Annotated in this window: 13 protein-coding genes and 2 pseudogenes; 11 read left to right on the top strand and 4 right to left on the bottom strand. The window is 58.7% G+C overall.

What is annotated here, in order from left to right:
• Positions 1-98: 98 nt before the first annotated feature.
• The 11 genes and pseudogenes from rpmH to GSD1FS_RS02595 all read left to right on the top strand — a co-directional run bounded on the left by rpmH (position 99) and on the right by GSD1FS_RS02595 (position 8,295).
• Positions 99-233, top strand: a complete 135-nt coding sequence (rpmH, locus tag GSD1FS_RS02645; RefSeq protein ID WP_155588262.1) for a 50S ribosomal protein L34 — start codon at positions 99-101, stop codon at positions 231-233.
• Positions 234-265: 32 nt separating this feature from the next.
• Positions 266-616, top strand: a pseudogene (gene rnpA / locus GSD1FS_RS02640) (ribonuclease P protein component); the annotation flags it as partial.
• Positions 617-636: 20 nt separating this feature from the next.
• Positions 637-930 (top strand): membrane protein insertion efficiency factor YidD, encoded by a 294-nt coding sequence (yidD, locus tag GSD1FS_RS02635; RefSeq protein ID WP_155588462.1) that lies wholly within the window; start codon positions 637-639, stop codon positions 928-930.
• The gene (gene yidC, locus GSD1FS_RS02630; RefSeq protein WP_155588261.1) at positions 931-1,941 is read left to right on the top strand and encodes a membrane protein insertase YidC; all 1,011 of its coding nucleotides are present in this window, start codon (positions 931-933) and stop codon (positions 1,939-1,941) included.
• Positions 1,942-1,987: 46 nt separating this feature from the next.
• Positions 1,988-2,530 (top strand): Jag family protein, encoded by a 543-nt coding sequence (locus GSD1FS_RS02625; protein WP_155588260.1) that lies wholly within the window; start codon positions 1,988-1,990, stop codon positions 2,528-2,530.
• A gap of 307 nt (positions 2,531-2,837) precedes the next feature.
• Positions 2,838-3,572, top strand: a complete 735-nt coding sequence (rsmG, locus tag GSD1FS_RS02620; protein WP_155588259.1) for a 16S rRNA (guanine(527)-N(7))-methyltransferase RsmG — start codon at positions 2,838-2,840, stop codon at positions 3,570-3,572.
• A 277-nt stretch (positions 3,573-3,849) separates the two neighbouring features.
• Positions 3,850-4,797 (top strand): ParA family protein, encoded by a 948-nt coding sequence (locus GSD1FS_RS02615; protein WP_155588461.1) that lies wholly within the window; start codon positions 3,850-3,852, stop codon positions 4,795-4,797.
• Positions 4,797-6,206 (top strand): ParB/RepB/Spo0J family partition protein, encoded by a 1,410-nt coding sequence (locus GSD1FS_RS02610; RefSeq protein ID WP_155588258.1) that lies wholly within the window; start codon positions 4,797-4,799, stop codon positions 6,204-6,206. The genes GSD1FS_RS02615 and GSD1FS_RS02610 overlap by 1 nt, the downstream gene beginning before the upstream one ends.
• A gap of 1,033 nt (positions 6,207-7,239) precedes the next feature.
• The gene (locus GSD1FS_RS02605; protein ID WP_155588257.1) at positions 7,240-7,572 is read left to right on the top strand and encodes a hypothetical protein; all 333 of its coding nucleotides are present in this window, start codon (positions 7,240-7,242) and stop codon (positions 7,570-7,572) included.
• A 178-nt stretch (positions 7,573-7,750) separates the two neighbouring features.
• Entirely contained in the window at positions 7,751-8,011 is a 261-nt protein-coding gene (locus GSD1FS_RS02600) for a hypothetical protein (RefSeq protein WP_196425003.1), read from the top strand.
• On the top strand, positions 8,008-8,295 hold the full coding sequence (locus tag GSD1FS_RS02595; RefSeq protein ID WP_155588256.1) for a ribbon-helix-helix protein, CopG family: 288 nt from the start codon (positions 8,008-8,010) through the stop codon (positions 8,293-8,295). The genes GSD1FS_RS02600 and GSD1FS_RS02595 overlap by 4 nt, the downstream gene beginning before the upstream one ends.
• Positions 8,296-8,791: 496 nt before the next feature.
• Here GSD1FS_RS02595 and trxB read toward each other — a convergent pair whose 3' ends face one another.
• The 4 genes and pseudogenes from trxB to GSD1FS_RS10115 all read right to left on the bottom strand — a co-directional run bounded on the left by trxB (position 8,792) and on the right by GSD1FS_RS10115 (position 15,937).
• On the bottom strand, positions 8,792-9,733 hold the full coding sequence (gene trxB / locus GSD1FS_RS02590) for a thioredoxin-disulfide reductase (RefSeq protein ID WP_155588255.1): 942 nt from the start codon (positions 9,731-9,733) through the stop codon (positions 8,792-8,794).
• Between the two features lie 153 nt (positions 9,734-9,886).
• Positions 9,887-13,848: pseudogene (locus GSD1FS_RS02585) on the bottom strand (lipid II flippase MurJ).
• Entirely contained in the window at positions 13,845-15,668 is a 1,824-nt protein-coding gene (locus GSD1FS_RS02580; RefSeq protein WP_281349824.1) for a DUF6049 family protein, read from the bottom strand. Before GSD1FS_RS02580 ends, GSD1FS_RS02585 begins: the two are co-directional and overlap by 4 nt.
• Positions 15,578-15,937 (bottom strand): DUF6049 family protein, encoded by a 360-nt coding sequence (locus tag GSD1FS_RS10115; RefSeq protein WP_281349823.1) that lies wholly within the window; start codon positions 15,935-15,937, stop codon positions 15,578-15,580. The genes GSD1FS_RS02580 and GSD1FS_RS10115 overlap by 91 nt, the downstream gene beginning before the upstream one ends.
• Positions 15,938-15,943: the final 6 nt, after the last annotated feature.

The following is a 15,943-nucleotide window of genomic DNA, read 5'->3' as shown; positions in this document are numbered from 1 at the left end:
GTAGTGGGGAACCAGTGGGGAAGGGGTACTTGTAAAGTGGTAGAGCTTGACTCATGAGGAGCCGTGCATCAGCATGGCCGAATAACCGGGAGTTTATTATGAAGAGGACATACCAGCCGAACAACCGTCGCCGTCACATGAAGAGCGGCTTCCGCGTCCGTATGCGCACCCGCGCAGGCCGCGCGCTGATCAACCGTCGTCGCGCCAAGGGCCGCAAGACCCTCTCCGCCTGATTCCAGACTGATTCAGACGAAGTGGAGCGGCTGAAAACCACCGTGAATTCGTCGCCGTGCTCAAACGCCGTCGCCGCGTGACCGATGCGGATATCGTGCTGCACTACATCGTGCGCACGCCATCGGATTCGCCGCACACCGGCAGGGGGCCGACGAGGCGTTTGGGCTTGGCCGTTTCCAAATCGGTGGGAAATGCGGTGGTACGCAACACGGTGAAACGACGCTTTCGCGTTTTGGCGCATCGCTACGAAGACGAGCTTCCCGCAGACTGCGACATCGTTCTGCGCGCGAAGCCGGGGGCTGCCCATGCCTCTTTTCAATCACTCGAAGCGCAAATGCAGACGCTTTTTCGCGCAGTGACGCGTAAATCGGAGCAATCATGACCGGGTATGTAGGGCGTGTGATGATTCGTTGCATTCGCTGGTATCAGCGAAGGATTTCAGCGAACATACCGCCCTCTTGCCATTATTACCCCAGCTGTTCCAACTATGCCCTTGAGGCGGTGCAACGGTTCGGAGCATTCCGTGGTGGAATGCTCGCCGCGCTGAGACTGTTGCGCTGCAGGCCTTGGAGCCCCTGCGGTATCGACGACGTTCCCCAGCGCTTCTCGCTGTTCTACAGGTTTTCATGGTCGAAGGCACATGAGGAGCCTAGACTGACCCCGCTGCCATCACATCGGAAGGAGCAGGCAGCCTAAATGAATACAGATAACTTTCTTCTCGACGCTGGCATCTGGGGGTTTGTTTACAAAATCCTGACGCCTATCGAATGGCTGATGACGCAGATCATGTGGCTGTTCCACAAGCTGTTCACGCTTCTCGGCATGCCTGAACACGGCCTTTCCTGGGCGCTGGCCATCATCTTCCTGGTGATCGTGGTGCAGGCCTGCGTGTTCCCGCTCTACTACAAGAGCATGAAGGGCATGCGAGCTATGCAGGCGATGCAGCCGAAGATGGCGAAGATCCAGAACAAATACAAGGGCAAGAACGACCCGGCCTCGAAAGAGGCGATGCAGCGCGAAATGATGAAGCTGTATCAAGACAACCACGCGAACCCAGCCGGATCCTGCCTGCCAATGTTGCTGCAGGGCCCTGTGTTCATGTGTATGTTCTACGTGCTCTCCGCGATCCCATACATCGCCCGCGGCAAGCGCAGTCCGCTTGGCGCCTTCGATGTGGAGACGGCGCAGTCGTTCTCGCAGTCCACGTATTTCGGTGTCAAGATCACCGACACGTTTACGTCGAGTGGCACCACCGGCAAAATCGTCATTGGCATCTTCGTGGCGTTGATGTGCGCCTGCCTGTGGTACATGCAGTACTATTCGATGCGCCACAACACTGCGCCCGCCACGGTGAACCGCCAGAGCGCGATGATGCAGAAGGCGATGCTGTGGATCTTCCCGATCATGTATATCTTCTCCGGCGTCGCGATGCCATTCGCAGTGCTCATCTACTGGCTCGCCAACAACATCTGCAACCTTCTGCGCACGATGTGGCAGGTGCGTGAGTTCCCGACCCCGGGCAGCCCAGCCGCCGAAGCGAAGGTGATTCGTGACCACGACAACGAGAACAAGAAGCGTGCTAGGGAAGGCAAGCCGTCTCTCGAAGAGGAAGAGCTCGAACGCGCCAAGTCCGAGGCCGAAGCTCGCGTCTCGCAAGGATTCCAGCGTCAGCAGCCGAAGCGAAAGAACCGTAACAAGAAGAAGTAACGCCAATTTTTGGCTTATCTTGACAGTCATTTTGGAAGGAATGCCCATGGTTCAACATGACGAGAAAACAATCGATCAGCTCAATGAAGAAGCTGACATCGCCGCCGATTACCTCGAAGAGCTCCTCGACATCGCCGACTACGAAGGCGATATCGAAATGGGTGTGCGTAACGGCCGCCCGATGGTGCAGATCGTGGCAGACGACGACACCGACATCAAGCATCTGATCGGACGCAACGGCGAAGTGGTTGACGCGTTGCAGCAGCTGACCCGCCTTGCCGTGCAGCAGGCCACCGGCGAGCGTTCGCACCTGATCGTCGACGTCGACGGCTTCCTGAAGCGCAAGCGCCAGACGCTGCGCGACATGGCCCTCGATGCCGTCGATGAGGTTCGCGAAACCGGTGAGCCGGTCGATTTGAAGCCGATGAACTCGTTCGAACGCAAGATCATTCACGATGTGGTTCGTGACGAAGGGCTCCGTTCCCGTTCGCATGGTGAAGAACCGCACCGCTACGTGACCGTGTACCTGAAGCGTACGGAGACGGAAGACGATGGCATTGAGGAAGACGAGTTCCTCGTCGACGACTGATCGCGATTGCTGATACGCGCATACACGCGGAGATCATACAGGCGAATATGCAGTGGAGGGGCGTTCCCATTCGGGAGCGCCCCTCCACTGTTGTAAGCGCCGCGGCTATGGAGACCAGGTTTTCCGGTGCCGCGGCAAGAGCCGAGATGACGCCGACACTCGAGGGGATCTACGCACCGGCGATCACGGACTGCCGATTATCGTAACTCATGAACGCCGTGCAGCGCCTGCTTTGTAGACGTGTGCTTACATGAGTTGAATGTTTCACGTGGTGTCGTGACGTTTGTTCGCGGTAGGATGGTGCATTATGAGTGTTGAGATCCATACCGATGAACAGCTCGCCGAATCCAATGTGTTGCATGATGTGTTTGGTGATGCTCTGCCCGCGATCGAAGTGTTTCACGAGAAACTTCGCAATGAGGGCGAAGAACGAGGATTGATCGGCCCGCGTGACGTCGATATTCTGTGGGAGCGCCATCTGCTCAATTCAGCCGCTATCGTTCCGTTCGTGGCCGAGAAAACCGAGGGAAAGCAGTTCAAAACGGTTGCGGATCTCGGTAGTGGTGGAGGATTTCCCGGGCTGGTGATCGCAGCCATGCTGCCGGATCACACGGTGACGCTGATCGAACCGATGGAACGCCGCATCGAATGGCTCGATGAATGCGTCGAGGCGATGCAACTCACGAACGTCAACGTCGTGCGCGGGCGTGCCGAGGCCGCGATCGCGGCGTTGCGCATGCATAAAGGGCAGGGGCGCGGCAAAACCGAGGTGCCGGAAGAAGTGTTCGAGTCGATCACCCACCCGTTCGCCGTTGTGACGTGCCGTGCGGTCGCGCCGATGACGAAGCTTGCAGGCTGGGCGCTTCCGCTCGTCGAACCGAAGGGTGCGCTTGTGGCGCTCAAAGGACGTTCGGCGCAGCAGGAGATCGACAAAGCGAAGGATGTGATCCGCAGATTCGGAGGCATCAAGCCGCGCGTCGTCACCGCTCCGGTCGCAGACGGGCTCGAGTCAACGCAAGTCGTCATTGTCGACAAGAAATAAAAGTTATCCACATTGTGCATAACTCAACTCAAGTTATCCACAGCAGTTTCTTCGTCGTGTGCAATAGTCAATAATCACTGAAATATCAGTAATTTCAAACTATTCGAACACCGCGGGGAATCAAGTCGGGCTGTGAATAATACGAAGTTATCCACAAGTTATCCACAGTGAAAAGTGTTCGTGAAAACTCGTGTGAAACTGTCCATACGAATGAAGAAACTGGAACGTATTGAACAGGAGGGCCGTCTTCGTGACTGAACAAGGGAACATCCCTGGCATGGAAAGCGCATCGGAAACCATAGCGCGCATATTCTCCGACCATAACGGGTCTGGCGTCGGCTCCGAAATCGCCGACGCATCCGCGCGCTACCATGCGCTCGACCGACTCACATTCAAACGTCCGGCAGACACGCGCCGCATCGCCGTCGCCAACCAGAAAGGCGGCGTCGGCAAAACGAGCACTACAGTGAACTTGGCCGCAGCGTTCGCGTTAGCGGGCATGAACGTGCTCGTCATCGACATGGATCCGCAGGGCAACGCGTCCACCGCGCTCGGCGTCAGCCACAATTCTGGCGATCCGTCGGTGTACGACGTGCTCGAAGGGCGCGCGCAGATCTCCGAAGTCATGCAGCGTTGCCCGGATTTCCCATCTCTGGAAGTCGTGCCAGCCTCCATCGACCTGTCGGGTGCCGAACTCGAAGTCGCCGATATGCCGAACCGCAACAATCTGCTGCGTGACGCGCTCGACCAGTTCCTCGAGCAGTCACCGACCCACTACGACTACGTGTTCGTGGACTGCGCGCCAAGTTTGGGCCTGCTCGTCATCAACGCGATGTGCGCGGTCACCGAAATGCTGATTCCGATCCAAGCGGAATACTATGCGCTCGAAGGCTTGGGGCAGCTCATCAACACGATCGGCCTGGTGCAGAAGCACTTCAACCCGCAGCTGCTCGTCTCGACGATGCTCGTGACGATGTTCGACAAGCGCACGCTGCTCAGTCGCGAGGTCTACCAGGAAGTCAAAACGCACTATCCGAGCATTGTGCTGGACACGACGATCCCGCGCACAGTGAAGATCTCCGAAGCTCCAAGCTTCGCCCAGACAGTGATCAGCTACGATCCGCGAGGACTGGGTGCTATTTCATATCGCGAAGCGGCGTACGAGATGAACGATCGCTCCGCAGTTGTGCTGGAAACCATTGCGTCGAGGAGGAATGAGAACTGATGGCATCGAAATCACGCTTAGGCAGAGGACTCGGCGCACTGTTCCCGACACTGCCGGACGAGCAGGAAATCCAGCATGAAACGCAGGCTGCGGCGCAACCACAGAACAACGCCAAGCCAGCCGCCGCACCACAGCGAAAAGCGGCTGAGAAGCCAGCTCAGGCAGCGAAGTCGGCGCAGAAGCCGGCTGAGAAATCTGCAGCGAGCAGCGAATCGGCATCGGTGAGCGTGGAAGGGCCGATCTCGCCGCTGAGCTCGACGATCCCGTCGATGGGCGAAATGACGATCCACGCTGAAACCGTCAACAAGCTCTCCGCGCCGATGACGTTGCAGCCGCAGGCCGCGGAGCATCATCCGGTCGAGAGCAAGAAAACAGAGCCGAAGAAAGCCTCGCACACCAAGCGCGCGACGATGCCCGGTCTCACACAGATGACCGCGCATCCGAGCGACATGTTCTTCGACGGAACGCCTCTCGCAGGAGCGTCAACGGCGTCTGTGTCAGCGTCTTCAGCGCAGTCTGACACCGCGGAATCCGATGTGCCTGAACTCAAGCCGGTTGCAGGTGGATATTTGATCGAACTGCATCCAGATCAGATCGGACCGAACCTCTACCAGCCACGCACCGTGTTCAACGAAGACGAATTGCGCGAACTCGCGGAGTCGATCAAAGAAGTCGGCGTCTTGCAGCCGATCGTCGTGCGCAAGCGTCCGCAGGAACAAATCGAAGAGGCACGCAAGCACCCGCAGAACAATTCGGATGACCAGTTCGCCGGCCATATGGACAGCGAATACGAGCTCATCATGGGGGAGCGCCGTTGGCGTGCGTCGCAGCTCGCAGGGCTCGACGAGATTCCGGTGATCGTCAAAACGACCTCCGACGAATACATGCTGCGCGACGCCCTGCTCGAAAACCTGCACCGAGTGGCGCTGAACCCGCTCGAAGAGGCGGCGGCCTACCAGCAGATGATCGACGAGTTCGGACTGACGCAGAAGCAGCTCGCGCAATCGGTGTCGAAGTCGCGCCCGCAGATCGCGAACACACTGCGTTTGATGAACCTGCCAGCCAGCGTGCAGAAGAAGGTGGCAGCCGGACTGCTGTCATCGGGCCATGCGCGTGCGCTGCTGGGGCTCAACAGCGACGAAGAGATGGAAAAGCTCGCCGAACGCATCATCAAAGAAGGTCTTTCCGTGCGCAGCACCGAAGAGATCGTGTCGATGAACGCAGGCAAAGAGCCACGCAAGCCGAAGACGAACCGCAACAATCCGTGGGCGGGGTCGCCGATTCAGCAGCATCTGGAGAAGCGTTTCTCCACCAAGGTGTCGATCAAGGGGTCCGAGAAGCATGGGCGTATCGAAATCGTGTTCTCGTCACCGGAAGAGATGAATCGAATCATCGAACTGCTGGGCTAAGTGCTCTCTGGGCTTTTGTCAATAGCCGTCTGAATTTATAGCCTAGAAGGTTCGGGTTTTTGAGCCCGCAAGGTTTGGGTTCGGGGAGGGGCGGGGAAACATCGCTTCGTCAGGGGTGTTCGGGCTCGCCGCGCTTCGCGTGGCTCGTGCGAACACATTCCTCAGCGACGTTTCCCCGCCCCTCCCCGAACCGTTCTTGGCTGTTTTCGCGACCTTTTTGGCAGGTCTCGAAAAGGCGCAAGTCCTGTGTTGAGACATATAGCCAATGGGCTCTATACGCCTAGTGGCGCTTCCAGCAGCTCATAGAGGGTGTACTGGGGCTCTTCCGTCTCCTTAGGGGAGGAGGGGGAGGGAGGGGCTAGGAGGCTAGATAGTGCTGGGCGTCTAGGTCGACTTGGCCGAGAACGTCCCGCTGTTTTGAGCAGTCTTGCGCTACTGATCAGGCGGATTATTCGCTGTTTCATGCGTGCCTCGTTGCCGTGATGGTTACGGTCTCGTAGTCTTTTTGACTAGGAGACAATGGGGCTCCATCCGCGCAGGATAAGCGCATTCATATGAGAAGGGCTATGAAATGGAAAAAGAAATGTGATCAAGGGGATTGCCGCAACGCTTGCGGCCATGATGCTGTCCGGCGTCGGCGCGGTGAAGAGCCAATGCTTCAGCTAAAACGTCCGAAATGGTTCCAATCACATTTTTGGGGCTGGCTCACAGCAATCCTGTCAATCGCCATGCCGGTGATATCGATTGTGTACTACCTGCGTGGAGGCGATGCGTTGATCGCATGGCTGCTGGTAGCGCCAATCGTGTTCTGCTGGCCTGACTCCATAAGCAGGATACTGGAGGGAACGAAACAACGGTCAGGCGAAGCAAGCGCACCTACAGGTGTGCCCAAGTCATAGTTTGGCAACGAAAATGAGTGGGGTTGTCGTTCAACGCAAGGGAGTGTGCCTGACAGTGCAGTGGGGCTGGCTTCCTCTGAGATCAGAAATCAGGTGAGCAATATATGACCAGATCGACAGCTCCGATACCCAGTTTGAGTCAAGACGATCAGAGCCCAATCCCTGCCCTGATCGGCTGTTGCGCCCTCGCTTTATGCCTGGTTAATGAGATGGGCTCTCACCCCGGCGCATTCACGGTGTATGCATTCGTGTATCTCGCGGGCTGGTTGATGTTTCTGACGGTGTTGGTGTACCGGTGCTGGCGGTTTGATCGTGGATCGTTGGCGATGACCCTAGCGGCGCTGTTGGTCCCGTTGGGCATCGTGCTGCTGTACAACTGCGATTTATCCCGTATGTTGCTGTCGTTGTACTACGCGGTCTGGTGCATGTGGGCGGCCTACCGTTCGGCGGGGCGCAGAGAACCGTAAAAGCGGGTTTCGTTTTTAGCGGTTCATGCTGCTTGATGTTTTCAGTGAGTGGGGCGTCCAACAAGATATCAAAACGATCTTGCCGGACGCCCCCTGCTCTATGCAGCTTGCTTGTGATTCGCGGGTGGTGCGGGTATGATTACGCATGTAATACGCTTGTGGTTCGCGGGTGGTGCGTGTGAAGATTCAGGTTCTTGACAGGGTGACGTTCAGGCATCCGGAGTTATCCGAGGAGGACGTGGTGATCGCAGTGCGCAGCGTCATGGTGGACGCGCAGCGAGAGTCCGGCGCATGGATGGCGATAGGGCTCGACGGGCGCGGCAGGAACGTCGAGCTGCTGTACAGGGTCGCTGGCGACGTTCTGGTGGTCTACCACGCGTTCACCCCGCCGACCAAGAAGTTCAGGCGTGAGCTCGACCAGTTGAGGAGGCAACGATGAGTGACGGTTTCAGCGAACGTGACAAGGAGCTGCTCAAGCTGATCGGCATGAGCGAGGAGCAGGTGCTGGCCGACGAGCGGATGGCCGAGTCGGAGACCGTACCCGATGATCTGACCGGACGAGTCCACTACGGGCTGCATCTGGAACGGCCGGACGAGCGGATGGTCAGCGTGAGCATACGGGTTCCGCAATCAACGCTCGACGAGCTGACCGACGAGGCCAAGCGCTACCATATTAGCCGCAGCGAGTACATGCGCAGGAAACTCGCCGCGCCTACCAGTTGAACGAGATCACAACGATTTCTCACACCGTGCGCGACGCCGCACTCTTTGTTTAGCAGAGCGTCCTTTCGGATGCGCCGGAGTCGTCAGACGATGCTTGCTGCGTCCGGCGACAGCAGAGATGACTGTCGGCGCGATCGTGAAGCACAGATCGATCATAAAGTGGCTTAATTGCGAATTGAGGGTCTTCGTATCGACCTTGCAGGTTTTGGGTACTCGTCCCGCAAGGTTTGGGTTCGGGGAGGGTGGGGAAACATCGCTTCGTCAGGGGTGTTCGGGCTCGCCGCGCTTCGCGTGGCTCGTGCGAACACATTCCTCAGCGATGTTTCCCCACCCCTCCCCGAACCGTTCTTGGCTGTTTTCGCGACCTTTGGCAGGTCGTGAAAAAGACGTACTTTAAGGCTTAGAAGCCAAGTTGACTCCCATCTCTGAGTGCTTCCAGCAGCTCATAGAGGGTGTACAGGGTCTCTTCCGTCTCCTTAGAGGAAGGGGAGGGAAGTTAGGCGGCTAGATAGTGCTGGGCGTCTAGGGCTGCACGGCAGCCAGTTCCCGCTGCACTGATGGCCTGCTGATAGATGGGGTCGGCACAGTCTCCTGCTGCAAACACGCCTGGCACGTTGGTACGGGTGGAAGCGCCCTCGACCTTGATGTAGCCATTGGCATCTAGGTCGACTTGGCCGGCTACCAATTGGGTTTGCGGAATGTGGCCGATCGCCACGAATACGCCGTTGGCCTCCAACTGCGTATGCTCGTTCGTCGCCACATTGAGCAGATCAAGCGAGGTGACGCCCTTGCCGTCGCCATTGATGCGCTCGACCACGGTGTTCGTCAGCACGTTGATCTTCGGATTGTTCCGCGTACGCTCCACCATGATCTGCGAGGCACGGAACTCGCCGCGACGGTGAATGAGCGTGACCGACGATCCGAAACGGCTCAGGAAGTTCGCCTCCTCCATCGCCGAATCGCCACCACCAATGACGACGATCGGCTTGTTGCGGAAGAAGAAGCCATCGCACGTGGCGCAGAACGAGACGCCCTTACCCGAATACTCCGTTTCGCCCGGCACATCGAGATGACGGTAGTTCGAACCGGTCGACACGATCACAGCACGCGCCTGGAACGTTTGACCGCCATTGCAACGCACCGTTTTTACATCACTCTGCAACTGTGCCTCATCAACGTCGTCGAACACGATCTCAGCGCCAAAACGTTCGGCCTGACGCTGCATCGACTCCATCAGCTCCGGCCCCATCACACCATCAGGGAAGCCAGGGTAGTTCTCGACCTCCGTCGTGTTGATCAGCTGGCCGCCAGGCGTGAGAGCTCCTGCAATGACGAGCGGCTTCAGCCCCGCTCGTGCCAGGTAGATGGCTGCGGTGTAGCCCGCCGGACCTGAACCGATGATGATGACGTTACGCACTTGTTCGTTCTGTTCGCTCATGCCATTCACAATAGGACGCAAGCCCCGATTATTTCCGCATTACCCTACCGGCGTGCCAGCAGCGTGTGCGCAAATGCATCAAAAAGCCGTTTCTAACGACTCATATGCATGAACTGCTAGAAACGGCTGTAATGATACGGCTCAAAGAGGGCGCTAGAAGGCCTGCATCGAGTTGATGTAGAGCTGATTGCCCGGCAGTGAGTCGATCGGCACCCACATCACGATGTCTTGCGTGTCAACGGCCTTATCGAGCTTGACCTCGGTTGTGCCTCCCTCTGCGAAGGTGAACTCAGCCACCTGCTCGCCCGCGGTCGGGTCGCCGGTCGTGTTGACGCGAATGTAGCCCTTGCCGCCCGAAGACTGGATCTTGATGACGATCTTCGACACGCTTTCCTTCTTGTCGAGCTGAATGTAGTAGCCATAGCCCTGCTGACCGTTCGGGCGGTCGAGGAAGCGCTGCTGCGAGATCGGGTACGCCGTGGTGTTCTCAGGCTTCTTCGTCTCGGTCTGAGTTGGCGTCGGAGTGCTGCTGGTCGATGGCGACGACGTGACATCGGAGCCGGAACGATCGCCGAACGGCACCTTGTCGATTTCGCTCATGCTCGGCCAGTAATTCGAATCACGCTTGCCAAGGCCGAACAGCGAACCGCTCGTGGCCAACGAATGCACGGCAAAGCCCAAAGCGGTGGCAACGGCGATCACTACGACGATGATCAGCACGGTCACACCCTTGTTGCGCTTCTTCTCAGGAGTGGCCGTGAGCAGCGACGAGGTGCCCGATGCCTCCGGATTGCTCTGCGGGGCGAAGCTCGGCGGCAACGCCGGAGTACCAGCGGCATACGAAGCGTCGATGGCGCGCTTCTCCTCTTCCAGCGCACGCTGCGACTGCGTGCCGTCAGGAACCTCATTGCCTTCGTCATCGACGATCGAAATGCGACCGGTGGTAGAACCTGTGGTCGGTGACGATGTGACATCTACAGAACCGTTGCGCACCGCCGAAACGTCAACAGGAGTGGTCAAACGGCTCGGCTGCATAGGCTGCGGGGCGTTCGGGTCGAATGCCGAGAACATCTCGGTGGCGTCAGCTGGCGAAATCTCAGGCACAGAGCCGGTGGCGTCTTCTCCGCCCTCCATGTAGGCCTTGCTCTTGTTCCACAACGCCTTGAACGATCCGGCAGCCATAGGAGCGGTTTTCTCACCCGGTGCCTCATCATCCTCAGCGTCTTCATCTTCAGCTGTGGCAGCAGCGAGCCGCGCCGCACCAGCAGGTGCGAATGACAGCGACGGCAATGTCTGCGACGAAATAAGCGAACCCGGTAGCTCGATGAGATCGCTCGGCAGAATCGGCCGCACCGGAGCATACACCACCGAGCATGCGCCCTCGGCGTTCGGAATGCGCACATCGTGCCTCGTCAGCATATGCATCGGTTTGTATGTGCCGAGCAGCATATTCAACTCGTTGAGCGTGAGCAGCGGAATAGTCGTTGACGTGCCATCCTGCAATTCAAGTCCGCGCTTGCAAATCACGAACAGTTCCATCGGCACATCCGCCGGCAGATCGTTCAGATCAAACTTCGGCGGGAACGTCGACGGGCGGCGCGTCAGCATGCCATAGAGCACGCCCGCGAGCTGGCGGACGGCGAGACGCTCCTCGTTGTCGGCAGGCGACGCACCCGACGTGTCGGAAAGCGCTGCGCTGATGGGCGCGTCCGCAAGCTGCACACCGCGCACAGTGATGCGCACAGTGTCGGTAGACACCGCGCGGTGTGTCAAATGCTCGCGTTGCAGAGACGAAATCGCTTCGGCAGCTTCGCCGATGATCGTGCGCATCGCCTCGTAACTCAGCGGCGAGCTATCCGGGCGCTGCAAATATTCGGTTAGTGACACACCTGCGTCGAGCTGTGTGAGCACGACGGCGACCTGCTCGTCGTGCAGCAACCTCAGCACCGGTGTGAACCGCGGATTCTTCGACGCGGCGAGCGTGCCGGCGATCGCGTTCGTGCTTTCGAGCACCGACTTATTGTTGACAATAAACAACTGGCAGTCGCGCGAAAGCACGCGATCATTGGCCTTCCATGCCTGCAACCCAGGCTCTTCACGAAGCGGTGATACCAACGTGTATCTGTTGAGAACGGTATCTCCTAAATGCGGCCTCATCTGTTCCCCATCTGTACGACTGCTGTCTGCTGCAATACTGGCATTCATTCTACTGTTGCCACTGGTCGGGCGAGATAATCCCTGAGACTGATTATTGGTCAGCATAACGGGGTTCTCCGCAAGTTCGATTGGCTCGACCGTGCCCAGCTGCTCGATCTGACCATACGGTTCTGCCGGAAGATCTGTGGAAGATTGCGGAGGGAAACTCGGTGGCATAGGTTCGGCGGCTGGCTCGCTCTGCGCTCGCTGCTCCGCCGTCTCCGCTGGCTGCGCTGCCGCTTGTTCCGCAGGCTGCGGCGCCTTCTTCGCGCGCCCGAAGCGCGCTTGAAGCGAAGAGATCATCGACAGCAGTTCTTCGCAACGCGTCACCCACAGCACCGCCACATAGATGACGCCGAGGATTACCGCGAATACCGCCGTCGCGAGAACGGTGAGAATCCAGCCGCCCACACCCAAGCGCGGTTCCATGACGTGCGCGATGGAATAGATCGGCTCACGGATCGCCAAACCGATCACCGTGGCGATCACCGCGGCGAGTATCGCCTTGCCGTAGGTGACGGCGATGCGCTTTCCGTCGAGACGGTTCTCGAAGCGTTTGCGCAGCATCAACACGAGTGGCATGAACGAAATCACATACGCCAGCGACAGGCAGACGCCGATCATCGTCGCCCACTTCGTCGGGTCGACCACGCGCGTGCCAACGAGGAACAGCACCAGCTGGATGGCGCTCAGCAACGCCATGAACAGGAATGGCGAACGGCCGTCTTCGAACGCGTAGAACGTGCGTTGAATGAGCAGGTACGCGCTCGCGAGCGGCAGGCAGATGCTCATGCCGACGAGCGGCCCGCAGATCAGCAACGCCTGCGTGACGCCGACGGTGGGCAGCAGCGAGCGGGTTATGGCAAGCGGCATGACGATGAACGCTGCCGTGAAGAAGCACATGATGACGCCGACCGTGCGCAATGCGCCAGAAAGATCGTCACGCGCCTTGTCGAGATTCTTCGTGGCGATCGCCTGCGCGATCTGCGGGAACAGCGCCGTCGCCACCGATGTTGCGATGAGCGAATACGGCAGAATGTAGAGCGTGTAGGCGTTCTGATAAGTGGCGTTGCCAGCCACGTTGAACTGGCTGATGTGCATTGTGCGCTCGGCGACCGAAGGGGCGCTCGTGAGCACACGTGTGGAGATGACGTTGACGAGCTGATCGACGCCGACGATGCCCAAGCTCCACGCAGCCACAGGGCCCATCGAGCGCAGGCCGATGCCACGCACGCCGAAGCGCAGGTGGAAGCGGAATCCGAGTTTTTGAGTGGCACCAGCAGAATGAGGCCTTGGAAGGCGACGCCCAGCGTCCATGTGCCAGCCGTCAACGCCAGTTTCATTGGCGTCCAGAAGTCGGCGGGCTGGTGAGCCGCATTGCCGAACAGCACGATGAAGATGCCGAAACCGAGGCAGCTGATGACGTTCGCGCCCACCGAACTCCATGCATAGGCGCCGAAATGGTTCTTGACGGCGAGAATCTGCCCGAGCAGCATGTGCAGGCCGTAGAAGAAGATCTGCGGTGTGCACCAGAGCATGAACGCCATCGAAAGGCTCACGAGGTCAGGGCTGCCACTCACGTAGATGCGTATCAGCACCGGTGCGAGCGCCGCGATGACCAACGTGGCGCCCAACAGCAGCATGATCGCGAACGTGACGATTTTATCGAGCGTCTCCTGAGCGTTCTTGCTGTTGAGCGTGCGTGTGATGTGCGGAACGAGCACGGCGTTGAATATGCCGCCAGACACCAGTGTGAAGATGACCTGCGGGATCATCGAACCCGCCTGATACGCGTTGGCCGCCAAGCCGGTTGTTCCGATCGCTGCGGCGAGCAGAATGGTGCGCAACTGGCCGGTTATGCGGCTCGCAGCCGTTCCCGAGGCCATGATCAGCGAATTGCGTCCGATGGAAGAGCTCATTCGTCGGGATCCTTCTTACGGTTGAATTGCCTCCAGAGGCCAACGATGCCGAGGAGCACAGCGATTGCGATGAATATCAGACCGCTTTTATCGCTTATTTGCAGTTGTGACGTGATGGTGGTGGTGTGCGTGCCGCTCAATGGCACGCCTTCGTTGTTCACGAGCATCTGGTTCGCGGTGGTCGTACCCGACGTCGATACGCGGATCTTCAGCGTGGCCTGCGTCTCGGAATTGGCTGGCACGTCAACGTCGACGAAGCGTGAGGTGACGATCTCCATAGAGTCGGTGCGCGAGGAGATGCGCAGTTTGATGGCATACGGCAGGTTATTCGTGACGGTGACCGGCAGCGACGCGCTTTCCGACACCACGTTCACGTTCGCCGGCGTGGTCAGCGAAACTCCTGCGCGCAGATAATCCGCCATACTCGTGGTATCTGCCGCGATGTCTGTGCCGGGCGGGGAGTTCGCGTTCAACGCGAGCAGTGCGAGATCGTCGTGCGCTTGCAGCCACCGTTCGCTCCACTGTGTCGCGCCAAGCGAATCCTTCGAATCCGTGCTCTGCGAACTCGTCGTTCCGGCGAGCAGCACGGCTGAATTGAACCGTTCGATACTCTGCCGCGAACTGGTGAGTGTAGAGAGCGTCGAGCTCAACGCGATCGTGTTGTATTGCGACACATCGAAATTATTGCCCGCCTCATTCGCCACCTGCGTCGCCTCGTCACCGCTTACGTATGCCTGATGACTGCGTAACGTCTGCAAATCAGTGAGATCGAGCCAGCTCGCCTGCCCCAGCGCCTCCATATATGTGTAGATATCGCTGGCTGAGGTGCTCGTGCCGAAGTTGACGAGCAGCGCGCGGTCTTCATACGGCTGTTCCATCTGGTAGAACGCGGTCTGCGCGATGAAACGCTGCAATCTGCCCGCCGTGTTCGTCTCTGCCTGCGCATTGCTCGACGTGCTCGTGCCCTGCACGAGCTTCGACAGCAGCGTGTGCGCCGACATCACGGTCACATCTCCGCTGTCAGTAGGCACAGAGTAGATGCAGGTGTGCGCGGTGTCGTCATCTTGATTGTCGAAATCATGCGTCGCGATAACCGTGTCGTATCCCTGCGCGCGGGCAGTGTTCAAAGCCTGCACATTCCACGGGCCCGAGCCTTGCAGCGCATACGTCGGGCGGCTCGCCTTCTCGTCTTTGAGCACATCGCGCAACGTCTGCGTCGCGGTGCTGGCGGCCCAACTGGTTTTCTGCACGCCCGCCTTGGTGTATGTACCGTCGTTATTGACGTAGCTATACATGTTGATATCGAAATCCGCGGGTTGCATCAACGCGCTCACGTGCGGCGTTTGCAATGCCGAAAGAATCTGCGGATCCGCCACGGTCTGCAATTGAGAGAACTGTTTGGCGAGCTTGTCTTTGTCGCGCAGCGCGCTCACCGTGGTGTCACTGAGCTTCGCGATCGACGACGCCTTTGTTTCCGCGGAATTCTGCGCGCGCATCGCCTTCAACGTGTCGTTGTTGATCGACCAGGCGCTCGCGGTAAGCGGCATCATCATCGTCATATGCAGCTGCGGCGTGCGCTCGCCTTGCAGACCGTCTTGCGAACGCGTAATAAAACTGTTGAGTTGCGCGGATTGCGAGCCATCATCGGCGGCGTAGCTGAGCGCGAGCGGGCGAGGACCCCAGCTGTTGAGTTGCTTGAGAATCTCTTCGCTGGCCGGCAGAGTGGAGCTCACGGTGACGGAGGCGCGCGCTCGATGCGCGGCACATGCAGCGTGACCAGCAGATCGGGTAGAGGAATGCGCGCGCTGCCATCCGCCCAATCCTGCACGTCGCTGCGCGAGACGAACGTATATGAGAAATTGGTGAGAGCGTCGATCGACCCCTGATCGACCGCTGAATCGGTGTTATTCGTGACGGTGAGCGTCATCGCAAGGCCGGAATCGTTGGTGATGACCGGCGTCATTGAATCGATTGCGATGCTCACGCCGGAGCTTTGCTCGCTTGTGCTGTCGCCGGCGTTCTCTTCGGCGTGCGCGACGGGTGCGCATATGGATCCCAAGCACAGCATCGCGAACAGCAGCGGAAGCAAGAAGAT

This window comes from Bifidobacterium canis (assembly GCF_009727065.1).
In the GTDB taxonomy this organism is placed as follows: domain Bacteria; phylum Actinomycetota; class Actinomycetes; order Actinomycetales; family Bifidobacteriaceae; genus Bifidobacterium; species Bifidobacterium canis.
The sequence above is the reverse complement of the archived record's forward strand: the minus strand, read 5'-3'. Positions and strand labels throughout refer to the sequence as shown.

Bases quoted from the DNA above. Each gene is read 5' to 3' on its own strand.
- rpmH (WP_155588262.1), top strand. From the start codon at position 99: ATGAAGAGGACATACCAGCCGAACAACCGTCGCCGTCACATGAAGAGC.
- yidD (WP_155588462.1), top strand. From the start codon at position 637: ATGATTCGTTGCATTCGCTGGTATCAGCGAAGGATTTCAGCGAACATA.
- yidC (WP_155588261.1), top strand. From the start codon at position 931: ATGAATACAGATAACTTTCTTCTCGACGCTGGCATCTGGGGGTTTGTT.
- GSD1FS_RS02625 (WP_155588260.1), top strand. From the start codon at position 1,988: ATGGTTCAACATGACGAGAAAACAATCGATCAGCTCAATGAAGAAGCT.
- rsmG (WP_155588259.1), top strand. From the start codon at position 2,838: ATGAGTGTTGAGATCCATACCGATGAACAGCTCGCCGAATCCAATGTG.
- GSD1FS_RS02615 (WP_155588461.1), top strand. From the start codon at position 3,850: ATGGAAAGCGCATCGGAAACCATAGCGCGCATATTCTCCGACCATAAC.
- GSD1FS_RS02610 (WP_155588258.1), top strand. From the start codon at position 4,797: ATGGCATCGAAATCACGCTTAGGCAGAGGACTCGGCGCACTGTTCCCG.
- GSD1FS_RS02595 (WP_155588256.1), top strand. From the start codon at position 8,008: ATGAGTGACGGTTTCAGCGAACGTGACAAGGAGCTGCTCAAGCTGATC.
- trxB (WP_155588255.1), bottom strand. From the start codon at position 9,733: ATGAGCGAACAGAACGAACAAGTGCGTAACGTCATCATCATCGGTTCA.